The 16,298-nt window shown below is 73.5% G+C and carries 15 protein-coding genes and 1 pseudogene; 11 read left to right on the forward strand and 5 right to left on the reverse strand.

Going from position 1 to position 16,298, the window contains the following annotated elements:
• From HTZ82_RS04885 to trpD, 3 genes are all read right to left on the reverse strand, one after another.
• A partial coding sequence (locus tag HTZ82_RS04885; protein WP_175408021.1) for a hypothetical protein occupies nt 1-240 on the reverse strand: 240 nt, incomplete at its 3' end.
• Complete coding sequence (locus tag HTZ82_RS04890; RefSeq protein ID WP_175408022.1) at nt 237-410, reverse strand: hypothetical protein; 174 nt, start codon at nt 408-410, stop codon at nt 237-239. The genes HTZ82_RS04890 and HTZ82_RS04885, both read right to left, overlap by 4 nt.
• Before the next feature lie 109 nt (nt 411-519).
• A complete protein-coding gene (trpD, locus tag HTZ82_RS04895) occupies nt 520-1,584 on the reverse strand; it encodes an anthranilate phosphoribosyltransferase (protein ID WP_254711626.1) in 1,065 nt (354 codons plus the stop codon).
• A gap of 308 nt (nt 1,585-1,892) precedes the next feature.
• Here trpD and HTZ82_RS04900 point away from each other — a divergent pair, with 308 nt between their 5' ends.
• Nucleotides 1,893-3,410, forward strand: coding sequence for a PLP-dependent aminotransferase family protein (locus HTZ82_RS04900; protein WP_175408024.1), 1,518 nt, complete (start codon nt 1,893-1,895; stop codon nt 3,408-3,410).
• A gap of 307 nt (nt 3,411-3,717) precedes the next feature.
• Here the strand turns inward: HTZ82_RS04900 and HTZ82_RS04905 are convergent, their stop codons facing one another.
• Nucleotides 3,718-4,308 (reverse strand): aminodeoxychorismate/anthranilate synthase component II, encoded by a 591-nt coding sequence (locus HTZ82_RS04905; protein WP_175408025.1) that lies wholly within the window; start codon nt 4,306-4,308, stop codon nt 3,718-3,720.
• Nucleotides 4,305-5,777: an anthranilate synthase component I family protein gene (locus HTZ82_RS04910; protein ID WP_175408026.1), complete on the reverse strand. Its 1,473-nt coding sequence runs from the start codon at nt 5,775-5,777 to the stop codon at nt 4,305-4,307. The genes HTZ82_RS04905 and HTZ82_RS04910 overlap by 4 nt, the downstream gene beginning before the upstream one ends.
• Nucleotides 5,778-6,052: 275 nt before the next feature.
• Here HTZ82_RS04910 and HTZ82_RS04915 point away from each other — a divergent pair, with 275 nt between their 5' ends.
• From HTZ82_RS04915 to HTZ82_RS04960, 10 genes and pseudogenes are all read left to right on the forward strand, one after another.
• Nucleotides 6,053-6,997, forward strand: a complete 945-nt coding sequence (locus HTZ82_RS04915; RefSeq protein WP_175408027.1) for a TauD/TfdA family dioxygenase — start codon at nt 6,053-6,055, stop codon at nt 6,995-6,997.
• A 66-nt stretch (nt 6,998-7,063) separates the two neighbouring features.
• Nucleotides 7,064-8,641, forward strand: coding sequence for an amino acid adenylation domain-containing protein (locus tag HTZ82_RS04920; protein WP_175408028.1), 1,578 nt, complete (start codon nt 7,064-7,066; stop codon nt 8,639-8,641).
• A 5-nt stretch (nt 8,642-8,646) separates the two neighbouring features.
• Nucleotides 8,647-9,318 (forward strand): 4'-phosphopantetheinyl transferase superfamily protein, encoded by a 672-nt coding sequence (locus HTZ82_RS04925; RefSeq protein WP_175408029.1) that lies wholly within the window; start codon nt 8,647-8,649, stop codon nt 9,316-9,318.
• A gap of 63 nt (nt 9,319-9,381) precedes the next feature.
• On the forward strand, nt 9,382-9,735 hold the full coding sequence (locus HTZ82_RS04930; RefSeq protein WP_375540785.1) for an ArsR/SmtB family transcription factor: 354 nt from the start codon (nt 9,382-9,384) through the stop codon (nt 9,733-9,735).
• Nucleotides 9,732-9,968 (forward strand): hypothetical protein, encoded by a 237-nt coding sequence (locus tag HTZ82_RS04935; protein ID WP_175408030.1) that lies wholly within the window; start codon nt 9,732-9,734, stop codon nt 9,966-9,968. The genes HTZ82_RS04930 and HTZ82_RS04935 overlap by 4 nt, the downstream gene beginning before the upstream one ends.
• A gap of 7 nt (nt 9,969-9,975) precedes the next feature.
• Nucleotides 9,976-10,764 carry a sensor domain-containing protein gene (locus HTZ82_RS04940; RefSeq protein ID WP_175408031.1) on the forward strand — a complete coding sequence of 263 codons (789 nt, stop codon included), beginning with the start codon at nt 9,976-9,978 and terminating at the stop codon, nt 10,762-10,764.
• Nucleotides 10,761-11,567, forward strand: a complete 807-nt coding sequence (locus HTZ82_RS04945) for an ABC transporter ATP-binding protein (RefSeq protein ID WP_175408032.1) — start codon at nt 10,761-10,763, stop codon at nt 11,565-11,567. The genes HTZ82_RS04940 and HTZ82_RS04945 overlap by 4 nt, the downstream gene beginning before the upstream one ends.
• Nucleotides 11,567-14,107, forward strand: coding sequence for an FtsX-like permease family protein (locus tag HTZ82_RS04950; protein WP_175408033.1), 2,541 nt, complete (start codon nt 11,567-11,569; stop codon nt 14,105-14,107). Before HTZ82_RS04945 ends, HTZ82_RS04950 begins: the two co-directional genes overlap by 1 nt.
• Before the next feature lie 322 nt (nt 14,108-14,429).
• Nucleotides 14,430-15,980: a tryptophan halogenase family protein gene (locus HTZ82_RS04955; RefSeq protein ID WP_175408034.1), complete on the forward strand. Its 1,551-nt coding sequence runs from the start codon at nt 14,430-14,432 to the stop codon at nt 15,978-15,980.
• A pseudogene (locus HTZ82_RS04960) lies at nt 15,980-16,298 on the forward strand (hypothetical protein); the annotation flags it as partial. The gene HTZ82_RS04955 and the pseudogene HTZ82_RS04960, both read left to right, overlap by 1 nt.

Genomic DNA, 16,298 nt, shown 5'->3' on the forward strand with positions numbered 1-16,298 from the left:
CGCCGCCTCCCGTACGACCGCGTCCGCGCTGCGGCTGCCGTCAAGGAGCGGGACCAGCACCTCGGCGTGCGGGCCGAGGAGCGCCGTCACGCCCCGCTGCGAGACCAGGTACGCGGCTTCGCCCGGAACCACCGTCGGGCGCAAGTGGCTCTTGAAGCCGATGAGTTCGTCGTGCTGCTCTTGCTGCTGTCCCCCGTCGTCGTGCCGGGGCGCTCCGTTCCGTCCCCCGGCAGTGATCATGCGGCGTGCCGCCCGGTGGCCGGAGCCGCCACGACGCAGACGGTGAACAGCGCGACACCGTGGTCCCCGGAGCCGTCCAGGTCCTCGATGATCAGCGGGTGGGCGGGTGCGTGCCCGTCGGCCGCGGACTCGGCGTTGCGCGTGGCGGTGGCCGGGATGAGGTCGTACATCGCGATCGTTCCCCTTCGTCCTTCGGATCGGGTGTGCTGTCGCTCGGTCGCTCTGTCGTACGGGGATGATTCTGCGAAGCGGGCGAAGGGGCAGACAGTGCGGGGTTCATCAGCGGGGGGTGAACTTTTCACGCGCGGCCGTGTGCCCGGCCGTACGCCCGGCCGTGAGCCGGGCCGTGACCGCCGCCCAGCGCTCCAGGACGCCCGCCGCCGCGCCCGATTCGACGGCCCGCGCCGCCTGTTCCAGACCGGCGGCGATCCGCTCGGCGACCGGGCGCCGTGACGGCGCCAGCGCGGCGAGGCCCGCGGCCGCCGACAGCAGCACCGCGTCCCGTACGGGTCCCGTCTCGCCGGCGAACACCCGCCGCGCCGCACCCGCGTTGAACGCGCGGTCGCCACCGCGCAGCGCGGACGCGGGGCTGCGCGGGACGCCGACGGACGCCGGGTCGAAGACCTCACGCCGTACCTCGCCGTCCGTGACGGACCAGACGGTCGACGTCGTGGTGACCGTCAGTTCGTCCATGCCGTCGTCGCCGCGGAACACCAGCGCGGACACGCCGCGCCTCGCCAGGACCTCCGCCATCAGCGGCGCCAGGCGCGGGTCCGCGACGCCGAGGGCCTGGGCGGTGGGGGACGCCGGGTTGGTGAGCGGGCCGAGGGCGTTGAAGACCGTACGGATGCCGAGTTCGCGGCGCGTCGCGGCGGCGTGGCGCATCGCGGGGTGGAAGACGGGCGCGAAGCAGAACGTGATGCCCGCCTCCTCCGCCACGGCCGGCAGGTCCCGTACGGGGACGTCCAGGGCGACGCCCAGCTCCTCCAGGACGTCGGCCGAGCCGCAGCGCGACGACGCCGACCGGTTGCCGTGCTTGACCACGCGGGCGCCCGCGGCGGCGGCGACCACGGAGGCCATCGTGGAGATGTTGACGCTGTGCGAGCCGTCGCCGCCGGTGCCGCACAGGTCCAGGGTCGGGCCCGGCACGTCGAGGCGCTCGGCGTGCCAGTACATCGCCCGTACCAGGCCCTCGATCTCCTCGGCGGTCTCGCCCTTGGCGCGCAGCGCGACCAGCAGGCCGGCGAGGCGTGCGGACCCGGCGTCGCCGGTCATGACCCGGTCCATGGCCCAGGCGGTCTCGGCGCTCGTCAGATCGCGGCCGCCCAGGACAGATTCGAGCAGCTCGGGCCACGACCGGCGCTTGGGCGGCCGCCCGGGCGGCGGTGCCGGGGCGGTGGTCGGTCGGTCGGAGAGCGTGGCGGTCGCAGCGGTTCGTGCCAGCACGGGAATTCCCCCTCCATCGGCGCCAGGACGGAATGGTCCAGTGGTCCGTCGTCGATTCTCGGAGTGGTGCGGGAAGGCGTTCCAGACCATTCGGGACGCGTATGGGCGGTCCACTTCCGGTCCGGTCAGCGGGACGTCAGCGAAAGGTCAGCCACCGATCAGCGACCGGTCAGCGCGGGTCGAGTCTCCGGGCCGACCATGCGTCCATGTCCCTGCACATGACCGTCGACGTGGCACGGAATTCCGGGGAATCCCTCACTTCTCAGATACAGAGCTTCATCAAGCGGGAGATCGCGGACGGGGTGCTGCATCCCGGCACCCGGCTGCCGTCGAGCCGGCGGCTCGCCGGGGACCTGGACGTGTCGCGGAGCGTCGTCGTCGAGGCGTACGGGCAGCTGGTCGCCGAGGGGTGGCTGGAGGCGGCGCCGGGGTCGGGGACGCGGGTGGTCGGACATCTGGGGCAGCGGCGGGCGGCGCCGCCGGCCCTGCTGGACGAGGGCGGCGGCGGGACCGGGGCCGGGACTGGGGCCGGGGCCGGGACTGGGGCCGGGGCCGGGACTGGGGCCGGGGCCGGGACTGAGGCCGGGGCCGGGACTGAGGCCGGGGCTGGGCGGTCGACCCGTGTGCGGTGGGATCTGCGGACCGGGGGCGACAACGTACCGGCGTTCCCGCGCCGCGAGTGGCTGCTGTGCTACGAGCGCGCGCTGGGGGCGGCCGGGCCCGCCGGCGCCGGGTACCCGCCCCTCGCGGGCGCGCCCGCGCTGCGGGACGAACTGGCGCGTTTCCTGGGCCGGTTGCGGGGCGTGCGCACCGATCCCGGGCGGCTGCTGGTGGTGTCCGGGTTCGCGCAGGCGCTGGCCCTGCTGTGCGCCGCGCTGGCGGGCGCCGACGGGGTGCCGGAGCTGGCCCTGGAGGACCCCGGGCACCCGGGGCAGCGGCGGTTCGTACGGGAGGCGGGGCTGCGGCCGGTGCCGGTGCCGGTCGACGAGGAGGGCATCGACGTCGGGGCGCTCGCCGCGACCGGGGTGCGGGCGGTGCTGGTCACGCCGGGGCACCAGTTCCCGACCGGGGTCGTGCTGTCCGCCCGGCGGCGGGAGGCGCTGGCGCGGTGGGCGGTGGAGCGGGGCGGGTGGGTCGTCGAGGACGACTACGACGGGGGGCTCTGGTACGACCGGGGTCCCGCGCCGCTCGCGCTGCAACGGCTCGCGCCGGAGCGGGTCGTGTACGCCGGGACGGCCAGCAAGACGCTCGCGCCCGGGCTGCGGCTGGGCTGGCTGTCGGCGCCGGAGCCGCTGGTGGGGGCGCTGGAGCGGGCGCGGGAGCGGCAGGACCTGGGGTCGGACGCGTACACGCAGCTGGCGTTCGCGGAGATGCTGGGCAGCGGGCTGTTCGACCGGCATCTGCGGAGGCTGCGTGAGGGGGCGCGGGAGCGGCGGGGGGCGTTGGAGGAGGCGGTGGCGCGGCATCTGCCGGGGGCGCGGGTGGTGGGGCCGGCGGCCGGGTTGCACGCGTATGTGCGGCTGCCCCGGCATGTGGACGAGGGAGTGGTGGTGGCGGGGGCGCGGCGGCGGGGGGTGCTGGTGCGGGGCGGCGCGTCGTACCGCTTCGGCCCCGCGCCCGCGGGCGCGCCCGCCCTGGTCGTCGGCCACGCCCACGTACCACGCGGCGGCGTGACGGAGGCGGTGCGGGCACTGGGCCTGGCGGCGGCCGGCGGGCGGGGGTGACGGAGTCTGGCCGGGGCGGGCCCGGTCCGCTGTGCCGTGGCTCTGGGACCCGGGCCCGCACGCCGTGGGCGGTGCGCCTTCACCCGGTGCGTGGGTCGGGGCCGCTCCGGGGCTCACCTCCTCGGTTTGGCGGCCCTCCGTCCCGGTCCGGTTCACCGTCCCGCAGCCGCCAAACACTGCGGGGGCGACCCCTGCGCGTCCCCTCCCCGCCGTACGCGGCTGACGGCGGGGAGGGGCTGGGGCGTGTCGGCGGATCTCTCGCAAAATCCGGGGCTCCACCCCCGAACCCCGCTCCTCAAAGCGACGTTCAGTGGGCCGCCGATGCAGGGGACGGGATCGTGTCCAGGAAGTTGGACATCATCTGGAGGCCCCCCGTCGTCATGACCGACTCCGGGTGGAACTGGAGGCCCTCGACCGGGAGCGTGCGGTGGCGCAGGCCCATGACGTAGCCGTGGTCCGTGGCGACCGCCGTGGTGACCAGGGGCGCCGGGAGCGGGTCCGCGACGACCAGGGAGTGGTAGCGGGTGGCCTCCAGGGTGTTGCCGAGGCCCCGGAAGAGCCCGGCGCCGTCGTGCCGGACCGTGCTGGTGCGGCCGTGCATCAGGTGCGCGGCGACCTCGACGCGGGCCCCGTACGCCAGCCCGATCGCCTGGTGGCCCAGGCAGACGCCGAGCAGCGGGACGCGGCCGGCGAACGCGTGGACCAGTTCGACGTGGCCCGACCGGGCGGGGTGGCCGGGCCCCGGGCCCAGCACCACCGCGTCCGGTGCCAGCGCGGCCAGTTCGGCCGGGGTGCGGGTCCGGGAGCGGACCACGCGGGTGTCCGCGCCGAGGGTGCGCAGGTACTGGTCGATGATGTGGACGAAGCTGTCGTACGCGTCGATGAGCAGGACCTTCACTTCAGCAGCTCCTCACCCGTGAGCGCCCAGTACGCCGCGCCCATCTTCGCCAGGGTCTCCCGCCACTCCGCCTCGGGCTGCGACTGGGCGACCATGCCCGCCGAGCTCTGGGTCGTGTAGCGCCGTCCGTCGTATTCCACCGTGCGGATGCACAGGGCCAGTTCGCTCCAGCCCCGCACGTCGACCAGGCCGACCGCGCCCGCGTACGCGCCGCGCGGCTCGTGTTCCAGGCCGTCGATGATCTCCATGGCGCGGACCTTCGGCGCGCCCGTCATCGTCCCGGCGGGGAAGGTGGCCCGTACCGCCTGCCAGACGTCCGTGCCGGGCGTCAGCGTGCCGCGCACGGTCGACACCAGGTGGAAGACGTGCGAGAAGGTCTCCACGGCCATCAGCCGGTCCACCGGCATCGTGCTGTCCGTGCTGATCCGGCCGATGTCGTTGCGGCACAGGTCGACCAGCATGATGTGTTCGGCCTGTTCCTTGGTCGACGCGACCAGTTCCTTGACGCGGCGCTCGTTCTCCTCCTCGTCCGCGCAGCGCGGGGCCGTGCCGGCGATGGGGCGCATCACGATCTCGTCGCCCGTGACCCGGAAGAACAGTTCGGGGCTCGCGCCGATGAGGGCGCCCTCCGGTCCGCCGCCCGCGTGCGGCAGCAGGTACATGTGCGGGGACGGGTTGCGGGCCCGCAGTCTCCGGTACACGTCGACCGGGGTGAGGGCCGTCTCGACCTCGATACGGTGGCCGATCTGGATCTGGTAGATGTCGCCGACCCCGATGTGCTCCAGGCAGCGGTCCGCCCACTTCAGGAACGTCTCCCTGTCCAGGGTGTCCCGGACGGTGAGGGGCTTCGGGGCCGCCGGGACCTCGGGTGCGGACCTGGGCGTGTGGCCTTCCGCCGTCGGTCCCTCTCGGGGTGGGAACGCCTCGCTCTCCGCCGTCAGCAGGGTCGCCTCGCCCGTCCGCGCGTCGTAGCGGACCGTGTCGCGGAACAGGGTCAGCGTGATGTCCGGGCCGCGCGGGGTCTTGGAGCGGTCCGGCAGCTCCTCCATGTGCCAGACCGACTCGTACGCGAAGCTGGTGACGAAGCCGAAGGTGAAGCCGGTCCGCGGGACCTCCGTCTCGACGTCGAACAGGTGCTGCGCCTCCGTGAGCAGGGTCCACACCTGGTCCGGTGCCGTGAACTCCAGTGCGTCGGTCAGGCCGGCGGCCCGGGCTCGTTCCGTGAGGGCCGACACCAGGGGCGGGGCTCCGTCGATCTCCACCAGGTCGCCGTGCACGCGGAGTTCGCAGAGCCGGCCGTATCCGACGACCGCCCTGTCCCTGCCCTCCTCGTGGCCGCCGAGGTCCTCGAAGAGGTACACGTCGTCGGCGGGGCGTCCGGCGCGCAGCCGGACGTACAGCTCCAGCGGGTCGTGCGAGGGCAGCGGGGCCGTGCTGACCCGTACCGCGATCGGTCTGTCGCCCGGCATGAACGCCTCCCTGGGGCATGGGCGGATGGAATGGACGCATTCAGCGAAGCAGCGGCCCTCTGCGCCGTGCCAGACCAATCCCCCGGCTCTTTTGCGGACCAATTGCGCGCCACCTGCGTCATTCAGTGCTCACTTAAGGATCTGGAGGGGCTATACGGCGAAATCTAAGGTCGGTTGCGCTGCGGTGGAGAAGAGAAAGGGGACTCATGGTGTCCGGTGACTTCGGAGAGTTCGGAGACGGTGTGCGTTTCGACGCGGGTGATTTCCCGCCTACCGTGCAATGCGAGACGGCCGGTGTGGACGCCGCCGTGTGGGCGGGCGGTCATCGCGCCGCCGTGGAATCGGTGCTGGCGCGCCACGGGGCCGTGCTGCTGCGCGGGTTCGGGGTGACCGGGCCCGACGCGTTCGAGGCGCTGGCGGGTTCGCTGGTGTCCTCGCTGTACGGCGACTACGGCGACCTGCCCCACGAGAAGGACGCCGACCGGGTGTACAAGTCGACGCCGTACCCGGCGGAGCAGTCGATCCTGTTCCACCACGAGAGCTCGCACATGCCGCAGTGGCCGAGCCGGCAGTTCTTCTGCTGTGTGACACCGTCAGCGGAGGGCGGTGCCACGCCGATCGTCGACGGCCGCGAGGTGTACGTGGCGCTGCCGGAGGACGTGCGGGAGCGGTTCGAGACGCTGGGCATCCGGTACGTGCGGAACTTCATCGAGGGCCTGGACGTCGGCTGGCAGCGGATGTTCGGCACGGACGACCGGGCCGAGGTGGAGCGGCGCTGCGCCGCCCAGGGCGTGTCGTGCGCGTGGCTGCCCGACGGGACGCTGCGGACCACGCAGTGGGCGCCGGCGGTGATCCGGCATCCGCGTACGGGTGAGCCGGTCTTCTTCAACCAGCTGTTCCTGCACCACACGGCGTGCTTGGAGAAGGACGTGCGGGAGCTGATGGTGTCGCTGTTCGGCGACGACGAGGCGGCGTACCCGCGCAGTGCCGCGTACGGCGACGGGTCGCCGATCCCGGACTCGACGGTGGAGCTGCTGCGCGGTCTGTACGACGACCTGGCGCGGCGGTTCACGTGGCAGCGCGGCGATGTCGTGGTGATCGACAACATGCTGGTGTCGCACGGCCGTGACCCGTTCGCGGGCGAGCGCAAGATCATGGTCGCGATGGGCGACATGGTGACCCGCCGTGAGCTGAGCGACGGCCCGGTGGCGGCGGTCTGACTCTCGGTGGCCCGGCCCCCGGGGGCCGTTCCCGGACGAAGTGACGAAGCAGGGAGTGACGGGACGATGTCGTCGTCGGTGCAGCATCCGAGCCTGGTGCGCGGCGAAGTACGCGCGGCCACGGCCGATTCGGTGGTCCATGTGGTGCGTGAGCACGCGGTGCGGCGGCCGGACGCGGTCGCCGTGGAGAGCGCGGGCGCGCCGCTGACGTACGCCGGGCTGTGGGACAGGGTCCGGGTCGTCGCGGCGGCGCTGACGGAGGCCGGGGTGGGCCCGGGCGACCGGGTCGTCGTGCGGGCGGACCGCACCCCGGGCGTGATCGCCGCCGCGCTGGCGGTGATGGCGGTACGGGCGGTGTACGTGCCGGTCGACCCGACGCACCCGGCCGAGCGGACCGCCGCCGTGGTGGCGGGCGCCGCCCCGGTGGCGCTGGTCCACGACGGGCCGGGCTTCGAGGGCGCGGCGGCCGGTGCGGCGCAGGTGCTGGACGTGGCGGCGCTGCCCCGGACGCCCGTGGGCGGCGCGGTGCCGCCGGAGCCGCCGCTGCCGCGCCCGGACGACATCGCGTACGCGGTGTTCACGTCGGGTTCGACGGGGGTGCCCAAGGGGGTGCTGGTCGAGCACGCGTCGCTGGTCAACTACACGGGCTGGTGCGACACGCTGGTGGGCCGTGGGGGCGACGGCAGTCCGCTGTTCGGGAGCCTGGGCTTCGATCTGGCGATGACGTCGCTGTGGGTGCCGCTGACACAGGGCCGCCGGGTGGTGACGGTGGCCGGGCTGTGGGACCAGGACACGCTGTTCGGGCAGCGCGACGCCCGGTACACGTTCGTGAAGCAGACGCCGTCGCACACGCGGTTCTTCGACGTGCTGGCGGAGCCGCCGCGGTACGGGGACGTGACGCGGACGCTGATGTTCGGCGGCGAGGGCCTGGACCCGGGCCTGGTGCGGTCGCTGGCCCCGCGGCTCGCGGGGGTGCGGCTGGTGAACCACTACGGGCCGACGGAGACGACCATCGGCTGCTGCGCGCACGTCTTCGACCGGGGTTCGGTGCCGGACACGCCGACGGTGCCGATCGGCACGCCGGCCTGGAACACGCGCGCGTACGTGGTCGACGAGGCGCTGCGGCCGGTGCGGCCGGGGGTGCCGGGTGAGCTGGTGGTGGCGGGGCGCGCGGTCGCGGCCGGGTATCTGGGAGGCGTGGGCGCGGAGCGGTTCGTGGCGGAGGCCGAGCTGGGCGCGGGCGGTGCGGGGCGTGCGTACCGTACGGGCGACATGGTGGAGCTGCTGGCGGACGGCTCGCTGCTGTACCTGGGGCGGCGGGACGACCAGTTGAAGGTGAGCGGTCACCGGGTGGAGCTGGGTGAGCTGCGGCACCATGTGCTGTCGGTGCCGGGGGTCGCGGACGCGGCGTTCGACGTGGTGCGGGGCCCGGTGGACACGCTGGAGGCGTTCGTGGTGCCGGCCGGGGCGTGGCCGGGCGACGCGCGGGAGTTCGCGGACCGGGTGGTGACGGCGCTGTCCGGGGTGCTGCCGTCGGTGCTGGTCCCCAACGAGGTGCACGTGGTGAGCCGGCTCGTCGTGAACGCGAACGGCAAGTGCGACGTCCGGGCCACCCGGGAGCGCCTCGGAGAGCTGACCGGGTAGCGGAGATGAGCGCGCCTTTCGCACCGCACCGGATCACCGTCGTCGTCACCGCGACCGACGGTCTGGGCGACGCCGCGTCCCGGGAGCGGGTCCTGACGGCGGCGGCCGGCGTGGTCGGGGTGGAGCGGCTGCGCCTCGGCCACGAGGTGAACGGCCGCCCGCATGTGTTCGGGCTCGGCGGCGGCACCCATGTCAGCCTCAGCCACGGGCGGGGCGTGGCGGCGCTGGCGCTGACCGGGCTCGGGCCGCTGGGCGTGGACGTGGAGGTGGACCGTCCGGTGCCGGCGCTGCGGATGGCGGAGCGCTGGTTCACGGAGTCGGAGGCGGCGTGGGTACGGCGCAGGGGTGAGGCCGAACGCACGTCCGCCTTCTTCTGGTTGTGGACTCACAAGGAGGCGATGGGTAAGGCGTACGGGACCGGGCTCGGCCGCGGCGGTCTGGCGAGGCCCGCGCCGCTGCCGGACCGGTGGCCGCTGCCGGACCGGTGGGCGCCGCCGGACCGGTGGCCGGTGCGGGGCGCGGCCGGGGAGACCCGGCTGTTCCCGCTGCCGGACCGGCCGGAGGTGGCCGTGGCGGCGCCGCCGGTGCGGCCGGGTGTGCTGCTGGCGGTCGCGGTGCTGGGGCGGCATGCGCGGGGGGCTCCGGTGGATGTGCACATGAGGCCGCCTCCCGTGTGAGCAGGCCGAGTTGACATCCCCGATAACACCTGTCAGATTCTTATTACAGGTGGAGGGAAGGGGGTGAGTGTTCTGACGAGCGAAGAGCTGCTGGCGCAACTCGCCGCCGTGGGACACGCCCAGCGACTGCGGATCGTCGGCGAACTGGCACAGGGCCGGGTGCACGTGAGCGAACTGGCCCGCCGGCTCGGCCTCTCCCGCCCGCTCCTCTACATGCATCTGGAGCGGCTGGAGAAGGCCGGACTGGTCGAAGGCGCACTGGAGTTGTCCGAGGACGGCAAGGCGATGAAGTTCTTCGAACTGACGCCCTTCGACATCCACGTCACGCTGGACACCGTCCTCGCCGCCCTCCGCGAGGACAAGCTGCAAGCCGCGCACGCGGAACGCGAGGCCGGGAAGAAGGGAACGCACACATGACCGGCGGCCTCATCGCCATCGTCATCACCCTGATCGTCGTGGGCGGCATCAGCCTGAGCACGACCGCCTACTTCACCCTTCAGCGCCACCGGGCGGACGCCGTGGCCATGGCCGGGTACCGCAAGCTGGCCGAGGAGGCGGTGGCCAACCAGTCGGCCCTGCAAGCGGAGTTGAAGGAGCTGTCCGGCCGGGTCGCCGCCGTCGAGGCGCTCCTGCGAAGCGTCGACGAGTGATGCCCGTATGACCACGACCACCACGGGCACCACGGACGACACGGCCGGCGCGGGCCGGCTGCCGCGCTCCTTAGCCGCGCTGCACCCGTTGACCCTGCTCCGCTCGTCCGAACCCTGGCGCGCCACCGCCTACCTGGCCGGCTACGTCTTACTCGGTCCCGTCCTGTTCGCCTTCTGCTTCGGCACCCTCGTGGTGTCCGCCGCCCTCAACATCACCATGCTGGGCCTGCCGCTGCTCATCGGCGCCGCCGCCCTGCTGCGCGGCTGCGCGCACATCGAGCGCCTCCGCGCCGGCCTTGTCCGCGACCCCGTCCCCGCCGACTACCGGACCGTCGAACCGACCGGGATCCTCGCCGCCGTCAAGGCCCGCTGGAGCGACCCGGCGACCCTGCGCGACGCGCTCTACCTCGTCGCCCTCTTCGTCCCGCTGCTGGTCCTCGACGCGGCGGGCCTGGCCCTCTGGCTCACCGGACTGGCCCTCGTCGTCTTCCCCGCGTGGTACTGGACCGTCCCCGACGGCAGCGCGCTCGGGCTGCTGCGCGTCGACGACCTGCCGTCCGCGTTCCTGGTGTCCCTCGCCGCCTGCGCGCTCACCCTCGTCACCGTCTGCGCGGTGGTCGCCGCGGCCCGGCTGCACGCCGCCGTCGCCCACAAGCTGCTCGGCCCCCGGACCGACCCGCTCGCCGCCGCCAAACGGCTGCTCGCCGAGCCCGGCCCGCTGTCCGGTGTCCACGAGGACGCCGGGCCTTCCAGCCCTTCCAGTCTTTCCAGCCACTCCAGGGGGATGACCGCATGAGCACCGCACCCGCACCCGCCGCCCGGGCGCCGCACGGCGACGACGTGGTCCGGCTGACCGGCGTCAGCCGTACGTACGGCGGTGAACGCAACCGCGTCACCGCGCTCGACCAGGTGTCGATCGGCTTCGGCCGCGGCACGTTCACCGCCGTGATGGGCCCCTCCGGCTCCGGCAAGACGACGCTGCTCCAGTGCGCTGCCGGCCTCGACCGGCCGTCCGCCGGCTCGGTCCTCCTGGACGGCCAGGAGCTGACCGGCCTCGACGAGAAGCAGCTCACGCGGCTGCGGCGGGACCGCATCGGCTTCATCTTCCAGGCGTTCAACCTGCTGCCCGCGCTCACCGTCGCCGACAACGTCGCCCTGCCGCTGCGCCTCGCCGGCCGCAAGCCCGAGCCCGGCAGCGTCGACCAGGTCCTGGAGCGGGTCGGCCTCGGCTCCCGCAAGACGCACCGCCCCGGCGAGCTGTCCGGCGGCCAGCAGCAGCGCGTCGCCATCGCCCGCGCGCTGATCACCCGGCCCGCCGTCATCTTCGGCGACGAGCCGACGGGCGCCCTCGACACCCGTACGGCCCTGGAAGTCCTGCGGCTGCTGCGCGAGTCCGTCCACCACGGCGGACAGACCGCCATCGTCGTCACCCACGACCCGGTCGCCGCCTCGCACGCCGACCGGGTCGTGTTCCTCGCGGACGGGCGGATCGTCGACGAGCTGTACGGGGCGTCCGCCGACCGGATCGCGGAGCGCATGACGCACCTCGGCGCCTGGGGCGACCCGGCCGGCCACCGCTACGCCGAAGGGGCCGTGTGATGTTCGGGCTCGCCCTCCAGACCCTGAAGTTCCGCAAGGGCGGCTTCCTGGCCTCGTTCGTCGCGCTGTTCTTCGGCGCCACGATCCTCATGGCCTGCGGCGCCCTCATGGAGACCGGCATCCGCAGCGCCGTACCGCCGCAGCGGTTCGCCGCCGCGCCGGTCGTCGTCACCGGCGAGCAGACCTTCGACGGCGAGGCGCTGCCCGAACGGGCCCGTATCGACGCCGCCCTGGCACAGAGGCTCGCCGCCCTGCCCGGCGTCGACCAGGCCCTGACCGACGTGTCGTTCCCCGCGGCCGCCGTCAAGGGCGCCGACACGCCGCCCGAGCGCGGCCTCACCGGGCACGGCTGGTCGTCCGCCCGCCTCACCGGCGCCCCGCTCGCCGACGGCTCCGAACCCCGCGCCCCCGGCGAGACCGCCCTGGACCAGCGGCTCGCCGACCGGCTCGGCGTACGGCCCGGCGACCGCGTCACGCTCGCCGTGGCCGGCGGCAGCGAACAGCTCCGCGTCACCGGCGTCCTGCGCCCGGCCACCGGCACCGAGACCGCCTTCTACGTCACCGACACCGAAGCCGCACGGCTCAGCGGCACCGACGGGCAGTCCGACGCCATCGCCGTCCTGCCCGCCGCCGGCACGTCGACGGCCGACGCCGCGCAGGCCGTCAAGGAGGCCCTGCGGGGCACCCCCGCCCGTACGCTCACCGGCGACGCGCGCGGCGAGGCCGAGTTCCCCGAGGCGCTCGCCGCGTCCGTGCGGCTCATCTCCATGTCCGCCGTGTTCGGCGGCATCGCCGTGATGGTGTCCGTGTTCGTCGTCGGCTCGACGCTGGCGCTGCTCATCCAGCAGCGGCTGCGCGAGATGGCGATGCTGCGCGCCATCGGCTCCCTGCCGGCGCAGATCCGCCGGATGGTCACCGGCGAGACGCTCGTCATCGCGTCCGGCGCGATCCTCCTCGCCGTCGTCCCCGGATGGTTCGCGGGCCGCTGGATGCTGGACCAGCTCGCCGGCGGCGGGGTCGTCGCGCCCGAGGTCGCCTACCGCGCCGGCTGGGTGCCGGTGATCGTGGCGGCCGGGGCGTCGGTCGCTTCCGCGGTGGCGGCCGCCTCCATCGCGTCGCGGCGCGCCGCGAACGCCCGCCCCGCGGACGCCATGGCCGAGTCGGCGGTGCAGAGCCGCTGGCTGTCCGGGCCCCGGCTGCTGTTCGCGCTGCTGTGCCTGGGCGGCGGGACCGCGCTCGCCCTCGTCACGGCGCTCGTCATGGACGGCCCGCTCGCGGCAGCCACGTCGGGGCCCGCCGCGATGCTGTGGGCCGGTGGCATCGCGCTGCTGAGCCCGGGCATCACGCGGGTGCTCACGGCCGTGCTCCAGTGGCCGCTGCGCGCCTTCTCCGGGTTCCCCGGGCGCCTCGCCATGGACAACGCCCGCGCCCGCCGCATCCGCGTCGCCGGCGCCGTCACGCCCGTCATGCTCGCCACCGGACTCGCCACCTCCCTGATCTACATGCAGACCGGCCAGGCGGCGGCCGCCCAGGACGCCGAGTCCGCGCTGATCCGCGCCGACGCGGTCGTCACCTCGTCCGTGGACGGCCTGAAGCCCGACATGGTCGAGAAGGTCGCCGCACTGCCCGGGGTCGCCGCGGCCTCCGCCTACGCGCCGGGCGCCGCGTACATCGTGCTGCCCCTGCCCGCCGACGAAGACCCGGGCGAGGAGCCCGACACCATCGAACTGACCGTACGCGCCGTGTCCGGCGCCGGCGCCGCCGGCACCCTCACGCCGAAGCTGACCGAGGGATCCTTCGAGCAGCTGCGCGGCGACACGGTCGTCCTGCCCACGACGGTCACCGGCGAGCCGGGCAACCGTGTGGGTGACACCGTGGACATGGTCATCGGCGACGGCACGCGGCTCCCGGTGAAGGTCGTCGGCTCGTACGAGGCGCAGCCCGGCTTCGAGACGGCGTTCCTGCCCGCCGAGCTGGCCATCGCGCACACCGACACCGGGCTCGTCCCGCAGATCCTGGTCTCCGGTGACGACGGCACCACCACCGCCGAACTCCTGGCCTCGCTGAGGACGCTCGCGGCGGACGGCCCGCCGGGCCTCGTCGTCGCGGACCGCGCCACCGTGGAGGCGGCCGCCGACGACAGCGCGACGAGCACCTGGATCAACTACCTGCTGGCCGGCACCATCATCGGCTACGCGGTGATCTCGCTCGTCAACACGCTGATCGTGGCGGCTGCCGAGCGGCGCAGGGAGTTCGCGCTGCAGCGGCTCGTGGGCGCGTCGGAAGGGCAGATCATGCGGATGATGACGGTCGAGTCGATCCTCGTCGCCCTCATGGGCACGCTCCTCGGGACGGTCGTCGCCGTCGCCACGCTCGCCCCGTTCGGGATCGGCCTCGACGGGTCCTGGCTGCCGCGCGGGCCGGTCTGGATCTATCTGGCGGTCATCGGCTTCGCGGGGGCGCTGGCCCTCGTCACGACGCTGCTGCCGACGCGGCTCGCGCTGCGCAACCGGCCCGCCGAGGTGCTCGCCGTGGCCTGAGGCCCCGGCGGGGGCGTGAGGCCGTCCCTTCCACGACTCCCCCGCGGGACGGCCGGCGCCGCTCCCCGCCGCCGCGGCAGGACCCCCGACGGGTTCTGCCGCGGCGGCTCGTGCTTTCCGGGACTTTCGGAATACCCGCCCCACCTGCTTGTCCGGCTGGGGGTCCGGGGGCCCGCGGCGCAGCCGCAATCGGATACAGCCCCCGGAAAATGCAGTCACCTGCGATTTTCGCCCCTCCCTTAATGACATACCCGCCCCCCTTCCCCCTCCCTAGTCTCAATTCTTGTTGGTACTCGCCGAGTTACCCGGACAGGGGGCACGTATGCTCAACAGAATCGTCATCGTCGGAGGAGGTACGGCAGGCTGGATGACGGCCTCGTACATCAAGGCCGCATTCGGCGACCGCATCGACGTCACGCTGGTGGAGTCCGGAAATGTGGGAACCGTCGGCGTGGGCGAGGCGACCTTCAGCGACATCCGGCACTTCTTCGAGTTCCTCGGACTCAAGGAGAAGGACTGGATGCCGGCGTGCAACGCCACGTACAAGCTGGCGGTCCGGTTCGAGAACTGGCGCGAGAAGGGCCACTACTTCTACCACCCCTTCGAGCAGATGCGGTCGGTCAACGGATTCCCGCTGACCGACTGGTGGCTCCAGGAGGGGCCCACGAACCGGTTCGACAAGGACTGCTTCGTGATGAGCTCCGTCATCGACGCGGGGCTCAGCCCGCGCCGCCTCGACGGCTCGCTGATCGACCAGCCCTTCGACGAGGGCGCTGACGAGATGCAGGGCCTGACGATGTCGGAGCACCAGGGCAAGACCCAGTTCCCGTACGCCTACCACTTCGAGGCGGCGCTGCTCGCGAAGTACCTGAGCCGGTACGCGGTCGAGCGCGGCGTCAAGCACATCGTCGACGACGTGCAGCACGTCGCCCTCGACGAGCGCGGCTGGATCTCCGGTGTCACCACCGGCGAGCACGGCGAACTCACCGGCGACCTGTTCGTCGACTGCACCGGGTTCCGCGGGCTGCTCCTGAACAAGGCTCTGGAGGAGCCGTTCATCTCGTACCAGGACGCGCTGCCCAACGACAGCGCGGTCGCCCTGCAGGTGCCGATGGACATGGAGCAGCGGGGCATCCGGCCCTGCACGACGGCCACGGCCCAGGACGCCGGCTGGATATGGACGATCCCGCTGATGGGCCGTGTCGGCACCGGTTACGTCTACGCCCGCGACTACCTGGCGCCGGAGGAGGCGGAGCGCACGCTGCGCGAGTTCGTCGGCCCGGCGGCGGCGGACGTGGAGGCCAACCACATCCGTATGCGGATCGGCCGCAGCCGTAATTCGTGGGTGAAGAACTGCGTGGGAATCGGCCTGTCGAGCGGATTCGTGGAGCCGCTGGAGTCCACCGGGATCTTCTTCATCCACCACGCCATCGAGCAGCTCGTCAAGAACTTCCCGGGGGCGGACTGGGACCCCACGCACCGCGACCGCTACAACGACGCCATCGCCCATGTCATGGACGGAGTCCGGGAATTCCTGGTACTGCACTATGTGGCGGCGAAGCGCAATGACACGCAGTACTGGCGGGACGCGAAGAAGCGGGCGCTTCCGGACGGGCTCGCGGAGCGTCTGGAGAAATGGCGGACGCAGCTTCCGGACAGCGAGACGGTCTACCCGTACTACCACGGGCTGCCGCCGTACTCGTACATGTGCATTCTGCTCGGCATGGGCGGGATCGACCTGAAGCCTTCGCCGGCGCTCAGGCTCGCCGACAGCGGGGCGGCGCAGCGGGAGTTCGACGCCATCCGGGACAAGGGCCGCCGGCTCACGGAGACGCTCCCGAAGGCGTACGACTACTTCGCGTCGATGCGCTGATGCTGTACGCCGTCCATGTGGCCGCGGCGCTCGCCGCGGTCCTGTCCCTCGCGGTCGTGGGCCGCGTGGCCGCCCGGCTGCTGCGGCAGCCGGAGGTCGTCGGGGAGGTCGTGGCGGGGCTGCTGGCCGGCCCCGCCGCCCTGGCCCTGCTGGGCCGGGACGGCTTCGACACGGCCCTCCCGGCGCCGGTGCTCGACGCGTTGAAGCTGGTCGCGGAGGCGGCCCTGGTCCTGTTCCTGGTCGGCCTGGCCCACGAACTGGGCACGGGGGGCCGGGGCCCCGGGGCCCCGGCCCCGACCCGGGTCCGCGCCCGAGGCC

Origin of the sequence: Streptomyces sp. TRM64462 (assembly GCF_013362995.1) — a bacterium.
Lineage (GTDB): Bacteria > Actinomycetota > Actinomycetes > Streptomycetales > Streptomycetaceae > Streptomyces.